General features: G+C 72.7%; 1 protein-coding gene. It reads left to right on the top strand.

Going from position 1 to position 8,946, the window contains the following annotated elements:
* A partial coding sequence (locus tag PJ985_RS22910) for a type I polyketide synthase (RefSeq protein ID WP_271685806.1) occupies positions 1-8,946 on the top strand: 8,946 nt, incomplete at both ends.

Below are 8,946 nucleotides of genomic sequence, written 5' to 3'. Positions count from 1 at the left end.
CAGGTCCGCGAACCCGTCCGCTTCGCCGGTGCCGTGACCGTCGCGCGGCAGGAGCACGGTGCCACCCGCTTCCTGGAACTCGGCCCCGACGGCACACTGTCCGCCCTCACCCCGGGTATCGCCGCCGATGCTGTTGTTGCCGTACCGATGTTGCGTCCGGAGCGCGACGAGTCCGCCACGACGGTTGCCGCGCTCGCCGTGTTGTGGACCGGGGGTGCCGGACCCGACTGGCAAGCCGTCGGTGACCAGGGCCGGGCCGGGCCCGTCGATCTGCCGACCTACGCCTTCCAGCACACCCGGTACTGGCCCGCCGCCACACCGGCCGCCACCGGCGTGACCGCCGCCGGTCTCCGCACCGCCGGTCACCCACTGCTCGGCGCCGTCCTTCCGATCGCAGGCGATGACCGGACGGTCCTGACCGGCCTGCTCTCCCGCCACGCCCAGCCGTGGCTGGCCGACCACGTGGTGCACGGCCGCACCGTGCTGCCTGGAACGGCGCTGGTGGATCTCGCTCTGCACGCAGGCGACCATGCCGGACTGCCCGTCCTGGCGGACCTGACCCTCCGCGAACCTCTGGTCCTGCCCGAGCGCGGAGCCGTGCAACTGCAGGTCAGCGTGACCGGCACAACCGTGGAGATCCACAGCCGTCCCGACGGTGATGGCGGGGCAGCCTGGACCGCCCACGCCGTCGGCGTGCTCACCGCCGACGCCGCCGCGCACGTTCCCGGCCCCTCCGAGGCCTGGCCGCCCACCGCCCCCGCGATTCCCGGACCCTACGAGGAGCTCGCCGCGGCCGGCCTGGCCTACGGGCCCGCGTTCCGGGGTCTGCGTGCCGCCTGGCGTGACGGCGACACCGTCCACGCAGAGGTGGAGCTGCCCGGCAGCCCGCAGGCCGCCGTTTTCGACGCCGCACTGCACGCCCTCGGCACGGCAGGTCTGATCCGTGACGGCGCAACCCTGCTGCCCTTTGCCTGGTCCGGGGTGACCCGCCATGCCACCGGTGCCGTCGCGCTGCGCGCCCGTCTCACCCGCCTCGGCCCCGACGAGTACGCCGTCCACCTCGCCGACCCGGCCGGCGCCCCTGTGCTGACCGTCGAGTCCCTCGCTTTCCGCGCGGTGACAGCCGACCGCCTCAACGACGCACGGAAGGGAGTGCTCTACGGCATCGACTGGACCGCGACCGCCCCCGAGGCCTCCGCCTCCCCGGTACCGCGCCCCACCCGCCCGGCCGCCGTGCCGGTGGGAGCGACCGCGCTGCTCGACGCCCTCACCGACGGCCCGCTCGACGCGGTCGCTCACCCGGACCTCGCCGCGCTCCGCGATGCGGCCGGTCCTGTCCCGGAAACCGTGCTCGCCTGCGTGGCCACCACCGCCGATGACGGGGTTCGGCCGAACGGCGCCGATCTGGCCCGGCGGACACACGACACCGTCAGTGCCGCACTCGACCTGGTCCACGACTGGCTGGCCGACGACCGATACGCCACCAGCAGACTCGTCTTCCTCACCCGGGGTGCCACGGCGGCGACCGGGCAGGACGCCGTCGATCCCGCCGCCGCCGCGGTGTGGGGGCTGCTGCGCTCCGCGCAGACCGAGCACCCCGACCGGTTCGCCCTGGTCGACCTGGACGGCACCACATCCCCGGCCGACGTCACCGCACTGCTGGCCCTCAGCCGGGATGAGTCCCAGCTCGCGCTCCGGGCGGGCACACCCCTGGTACCGCGCGTGACCCGGCTGAGCGCTCCGGCCGGGGCACCGTGGGGGCCTGCGGACACCGTACTGATCACCGGCGGCACCGGTGCCCTCGGCACCCGTGTCGCCCGCCATCTCGTGACCGCGCACGCGGTGACCGGCCTGGTCCTGCTCAGCCGCCGCGGCCCTGACGCCCCGGGCGCCGCCGAACTGGTCGAGGAACTGACCACCGCAGGCGTCGGCGTGACCGTCGTCGCCGGCGACGCCGCCGATCGCGCCGTGCTCGACGCCGTCTTCGCCGAGCACCCCATCACCTCCGTGGTCCACACGGCAGGTGTCGTCGACGACGGCGTGCTCGCCTCCCTGACACCGGAACGCGCAGCGGCCGTACTGCGGGCCAAAGCCGACGCGGCCGCCCACCTCGACGAGGTGACGCGCGACCGGGATCTCACCTCGTTCGTACTGTTCTCCTCGGTGTCCGCCGCGTTCGGCACCGCGGGGCAAGCCTCCTACGCCGCCGCCAACGCTTTCCTCGATGCGCTGGCCGCCCGCCGCCATGCCCAGGACCTGCCCGCGGTCTCGGTGGGCTGGGGGCTGTGGGACGGCACGGAAGGCATGGCGGCGTCGCTCGGAGCCGCCGACCGCAACCGGTTCGCCGCGCTGGGCGGCTCCCTCTCGCCCGAGCAGGGCGTTGCGCTGCTCGACCGTGCTGCGGCTTCCGGCCGGGCCCATGTCCTTGCCGTCGCGGCCGAGCCCTCACCGGCCGGCTCCGCATCCCCTCTGTTGCGGAACCTCACCCGCCGGGAACGCCGCCGAGCGGCGGCATCGGCGGCGGACGCCGGATTGGCGGGTCTGCCGGAGGCCGAGCGGACCAGAGCGGTCGACGAGCTCGTGCGCACAGCCGTAGCGGCGGTGCTGGGCCATTCCTCCGCGGCCGTCGTGGAGGAGAGCCGCACGTTCAAGGATCTCGGGTTCGACTCGCTCACCGGCGTCGAACTGCGCAACCGGCTCGCCTCCGCCACCGGACTGCGTCTGTCCGCCACCCTTGCCTTCTCCTACCCCACCCCCGCCGCCCTTGCAGACCATCTGCGCAGCGAACTGAGCGGAGCCGAGAAGGCTCCGGCAGCCGCCGTGACCACCGTCGCGTCCGAGGAGCCGATCGCGATCGTCGCGATGAGCTGCCGGTACCCAGGAGGCGTTGACAGCCCCGAGGATCTGTGGCGGATGGTCCGCGAAGGCCGGGACGGCGTGTCCGAGTTCCCCACCGACCGGGGCTGGGACTTCGACCGTCTCCACGATCCCGACCAGTCACGCCCCGGCACCACCTACGCGCGCCACGGCGGCTTCCTGCACGACGCGGCCGAATTCGACGCAGAATTGTTCGGCATCTCGCCGCGCGAGGCGCTGGCCATGGACCCTCAGCAGCGACTGCTGCTGGAACTGTCCTGGGAGGCGTTCGAACGGGCCGGCATCGACCCGACCACCTTGCGCGGCAGCGACACCGGGGTGTTCGCGGGCCTGATGTACCACGACTACGCCGTCGCCGCCGATGCCCCGGCCGAGGTGGAGGGCTACCGGGCTACCGGCAGCGCCGGCAGCGTGGCATCGGGCCGCATCGCCTACACCTTCGGCTTCGAAGGGCCGGCCGTCACGGTGGACACGGCGTGCTCGTCGTCGCTGGTCGCCCTGCACTGGGCCGCCCGGTCGCTGCGCTCCGGCGAGTGCTCGATGGCGGTCGTCGGCGGAGTCACCGTGATGTCCACCCCCGGTGTGTTCGTCGACTTCGCCAAGCAGCGAGGGCTGGCCCCGGACGGCCGCTGCAAGTCCTTCTCCGCAGCCGCCGACGGCACCGGCTGGTCCGAGGGCGCGGGGGTCCTGCTGGTGGAACGTCTCTCGGACGCGCTGGCCGGCGGGCACGAGATCCTGGCCGTGGTGCGGGGGTCGGCGGTGAACCAGGACGGCGCCTCCAACGGACTGACCGCACCGAACGGCCGGTCCCAGGAACGCGTCATCCGGGCCGCCCTGGCCGAGGCTGCGCTGCTCCCGTCCGACATACAGGCGGTCGAGGCGCACGGCACCGGCACCGCACTGGGCGACCCGATAGAGGCCCAGGCATTGTTGTCCACCTACGGGCGGGACCGTGACGAGCCGTTGTGGCTGGGGTCGTTCAAGTCCAACGTCGGTCACACTCAGGCGGCGGCGGGTGTCGCGGGCGTGATCAAGATGGTCCTGGCGATGCGGCACGGGGTGCTGCCCCGGACGCTGCATGTGGACGAGCCCTCGCCGCACGTGGACTGGTCCTCGGGCGCGGTCGCTCTGCTGACGGAGGAGCTGCCCTGGCCGGCTACCGGCCGGCCGCGCCGCGCCGCGGTGTCGTCGTTCGGGATCAGCGGCACCAACGCGCACACCGTACTCGAGCAGGCGCCGGAGACGCATGCCGGAGCCCGCCCGGTGGCCTTGCCGACTGCGGAGAGAGCGGCAGAGGTGCCGTGGGTCCTCTCCGCCGCGTCGCCCGAGGCACTGCGCGCACAGGCAGCTCGACTGCGCGCCGCTGTGGTCACGGCGGATCCGGTCGACGTCGGCCTGTCCCTGGCCACCCGACGTGCTGCGCTGGAGCACCGTGCGGTGCTCCTGGGTACGGACCGCGCCGAACTGCTGCGTGGTCTCGACGAGCTGGCGACCGGGCGGAGTACCCAGCCATGCGGAGCCGTCACCCCCGGTCGTACCGCGTTTCTGTTTGCGGGGCAGGGGTCGCAGCGTGTGGGTATGGGGCGTGGGTTGTACGGGGCGTTCCCGGTGTTCGCGGAGGCCTTTGACGCGGTGTGTGCGCGGGTGGACGCGGAGTTGGAGCGTCCGTTGGCGGAGGTGGTGTTCGGTGATGGTGAGGCGTTGGGGCGGACGGTGTTTGCGCAGGCGGGGTTGTTTGCGCTGGAGGTGGCGTTGTTCCGGTTGGTGGAGTCCTGGGGTGTGGTCCCGGATGTTCTGGTGGGGCATTCGGTGGGTGAGGTGGCTGCCGCTCATGTGGCGGGGGTTCTGTCGCTGGATGACGCCTGTGCTTTGGTGTCGGCGCGTGGGCGTTTGATGCAGGCGCTGCCCGGGGGTGGGGCGATGCTGGCGGTGGAGGTGTCGGAGGAGGAGCTGGACCTTCCTGCGGGGGTGGATCTGGCGGCGGTCAACGGGCCCACCTCGGTGACGGTTTCCGGTGACGGGGAGGCGGTTGCCGCTTTGGAGGTGCGGTTGCGGGGTGAGGGGCGGAAGGTGAAGCGGCTGGCGGTGTCGCACGCGTTCCATTCGCGTCTGATGGAGCCGATGCTCGCCGAGTTCACCACCGTGGCACAGTCGTTGACCTATCACGCGCCGTCGGTGCCGATGGTGGTGACGGCCTCGGGTGACCCGGCCACCCCGGAGTACTGGGTCCGGCAGGTCCGTGAACCCGTCCGCTTCGCCGGCGCCGTGACCGTCGCGCGGCAGGAGCACGGTGCCACCCGCTTCCTGGAACTCGGCCCCGACGGCGTACTGTCCGCCCTGGCCCAGGACATGGTCGACGACGCCGTCATCGCTCCGACGCTGCGCACCAACCGCGAGGAGCCCGCCGAGGTACTGAGTGCCGTGGCTGAGCTCTACGTGCACGGTTGTCCCGTCGCCTGGTCACGGCTGTTCCACAACCGGGGCGGCACCCCGATCGACCTGCCGACCTACGCTTTCCAGCACCAGCGGTACTGGATGGATGCCGTCTCCGGAGGGGATGAGCCGAGGACGGACCCGGCCGAGTCGCGGTTCTGGACAGCCGTGGCACGCAGCGACATGGATGAACTCGCGGAAACACTCGGCCTGTCGGGGGGTACCGCCCGCGACGGACTGGCCGAAGTGATGCCCTACCTGTCTTCGTGGCGCGACCGGCGACGCGAAGAGTCGGCCGTCGATTCCTGGTGGTACCGAACCATCTGGCGCCCCGCCGCCCTGCCCCCCGCGGTACTGGAAGGCAACTGGCTGATTGTCCACGCTGATGACGACGCGCTAGTGGCCTCCCTGGCCGCGGATGTCGCCGACGCGCTGCGCCGTGGCGGAGCCACCGTCCTCACGCTGACCGACCCGGGTGATGACCGGGCTGCCCTCGCTGACCGGCTGCGCGGGCTCGACGGCGTCGCGGGCGTGGTGGCGCTGCTGGGTGTCGACGAACGCCCAGTCCGCCCCGGCGGGGCGCTGAGCCGAGGACTCGCGGCCACGCTGCTGCTCACCCAAGCCGTCGCCGACGCCGACCTTGACACCCGGATGTGGTGCCTCACGCGGGGAGCGGTCGCCGTCAGCCGTGCCGATGCCCCGCCGAACCCGGCCCAGGCACAGATCTGGGGCTTCGGCCGGGTCTGCGCCCTCGAGAACCCCCACGGATGGGGGGGACTCGTCGACCTGCCCGCCACGTTCGACGTCCGCGCGGGTGACCGGCTCGTTTCCGTGCTCGCCGCTCCCCTCGCAGGCGGCGCGCTCGCCGAGGATCAGGTCGCGGTCCGAACCGAAGGGGTTTTCGGTCGCAGGCTCACAGCCGCCGGACCACTCGGTTCCGAAACGGCTCCGTCCCTTCGTACCGAGGGCACTGTGCTCGTCACCGGTGGCACCGGCGCCCTCGGTGCCCAGGTGGCCCGTAGGCTTGCGGAGCAGGGGGTCGCGCGGTTGTTGCTCACCAGCAGGCGCGGCCCTGAAGCGCCGGGCGCCGCTGACCTGGTTGCCGAGCTGACGGCGGCCGGCACGCAGGTGGCCGTTGTCGCCTGCGACGCCGCCGACCGTGACGCACTCGCCGCCGTGCTTGCGGCGGTGCCGGCCGAGTATCCCCTCACCGCCGTGATCCATGCCGCCGGGGCGGTGGACGACGGAGTGCTCGACGCACTCACTCCGGACCGCTTCGAACGAGTCCTCCGGGCGAAGGCACTGGCAGCGACTCACCTCGACGAGCTGACCCGTGACACCGGGCTCGACGCCTTCGTCCTGTTCTCCTCCCTCACCGGTGCCATCGGCACGGCGGGTCAGGCGAACTACGCCGCTGCGAACGCGCACCTCGACACGCTCGCCGAACGCCGCCGGGCCGAAGGGCTGCCCGGTTCGTCGATCGGCTGGGGCCCCTGGGAAACGGGCATGGCCGAGGACGAGACGCTGACGCAACGGCTGCGCCGCTCCGGGCTGACGCCTCTGCGATCCGACCTGGCCGTCACCGCACTCGGGCGGGTGCTCGGCACCCGCGGGACGGAGACCGCCGCCGTGGTCGTCGCGGACGTCGACTGGGCGCGCTTCGCAGCAGGATTCGCCGCGGCCAGGCCGAGCCCGCTGCTCTCTGAACTTGCCCCCGAGTCTGAACGGGGCAGCGCCGGAGACGCGCCGGACGCGCTGCCCGACTTCGCCGCCCGCCTCGCAGTGGCCGGCGAGCGGGAGGCGCAGCGGCTCGTCGAGGAACTGGTCCGCACCCGTACCGCTGCCGTGCTCGGCCACGGAGCGGCACGCGCCGTCGAGCCCGGCAAGGCGTTCCGCGACCTGGGGTTCGACTCACTCACGGCCGTGGAACTGCGCAACAGCCTCCGGGCGGCCACGGGACTGCGGCTCCCGGCCGGCCTGGTGTTCGACTACCCGACGCCTGCCGCGCTGGCCCGCCATTTGAGGGCGGAGCTCACCGGCAGTGCCGGCCGGGCCGCGCCTGCACCGCTGACGGCTGCCGTGTCGGAGGAACCGGTGGCGATCGTGGCGATGAGCTGCCGGTTCCCCGGCGCATCCACTCCCGAACGGTTCTGGGAGCTGCTCGAGCAGGGCGTCGACGCTGTCGGCGACTTCCCCGCGGACCGGGGCTGGGACCTGCGGAACGCCCCTGACTTCGCCCGCCGCGGAGCGTTCCTCCCCGACGCCGCCGGCTTCGACGCCGACCTGTTCGGCATCTCGCCGCGCGAGGCGCTCGCCATGGACCCGCAGCAGCGGCTGCTGCTGGAGACCTCCTGGGAGGTGTTCGAGCGGGCAGGTCTGGCCCCCATGTCGCTGCGTGGCAGCAGCATCGGCGTCTTCGCGGGCACCAACGGACAGGACTACGCGCAGCTGATCCCCTCGTCCGGAACCGGGCTGGAAGGACAGGTGGCCACGGGCAGTGCAGCCAGCGTCATGTCCGGCCGTGTCTCCTACACTTTTGGGCTCGAGGGCCCGGCCGTCACCGTGGACACGGCGTGCTCCTCGTCGCTGGTGGCGCTGCACCTGGCTGCCCAGTCGCTGCGGGCGGGCGAATGCTCGATGGCACTGGCGGGCGGCGTCACCGTCATGGCGGGCCCCACCGCCTTCATCGAGTTCGGCCACCAGCGTGGACTCGCCGCGGATGGCCGCTGCAAACCCTTCGCCGCGGCTGCGGACGGCACGGGCTGGGGCGAAGGTGTCGGCTTGATCCTGCTGGAGCGGTTGTCCGACGCTCTTGCCAACGGCCACGAGGTGCTGGCGGTGGTGCGTGGCTCCGCGGTCAACCAGGATGGCGCGTCGAATGGTTTGACGGCCCCGAATGGTCCGTCGCAGCAGCGGGTGATCCGGGCGGCGCTGGCGGCGGCGGGTGTGGAGCCTTCCGGGGTGGACGTGGTGGAGGCGCACGGCACGGGAACCCGGCTGGGTGACCCGATCGAGGCGCAGGCGCTGCTGGCCACCTACGGGCAGGACCGGGACGAGCCGTTGTGGCTGGGGTCGGTGAAGTCCAACATCGGTCACACACAGGCCGCGGCAGGCATCGCCGGCGTCATCAAGATGGTCCTGGCGATGCAGCACGCTGAGCTGCCCCGCACCCTGCACGTCGACAAGCCCACGTCCGGTGTCGACTGGGAGACGGGCGCGGTGCGCCTGATCACGGAGCGCACGTCCTGGACCGCGCGGAAGGACCGGCCGCGCCGGGCCGCTGTCTCCGCGTTCGGGATCAGCGGGACCAACGCCCATGTCGTCCTTGAGCAGGCGGACGTCCCGAGGCCCGCTGCCCCCGCACAGCTGAGTGTGCTGCCCTGGGCCTTTTCCGCACGATCGGCGGTGGCGCTGCGTGCCAAGGCCGACCGCCTTCGGGCACTCGCGACCGATCCCGGCACATCCACCGTGGCCGTCGGCCGTGCGCTCGCCAGGACCAGCGACGGACTCGAACACCGGGCGGTCGTGCTCGCAGAGGACGCCGAGGGCTATGCGGCCGGGCTCGCGGCACTCGGAGCAGGACAACCCGCGACGGGAGTCACGCGCGGCGAAGTCAGTGGATCCTCTCTGGCCCTG

The sequence above is a fragment of the Streptomyces sp. ACA25 genome, from assembly GCF_028200735.1.
Classification (GTDB): Bacteria; Actinomycetota; Actinomycetes; order Streptomycetales; family Streptomycetaceae; genus Streptomyces.
The sequence above is the reverse complement of the archived record's forward strand: the minus strand, read 5'-3'. Positions and strand labels throughout refer to the sequence as shown.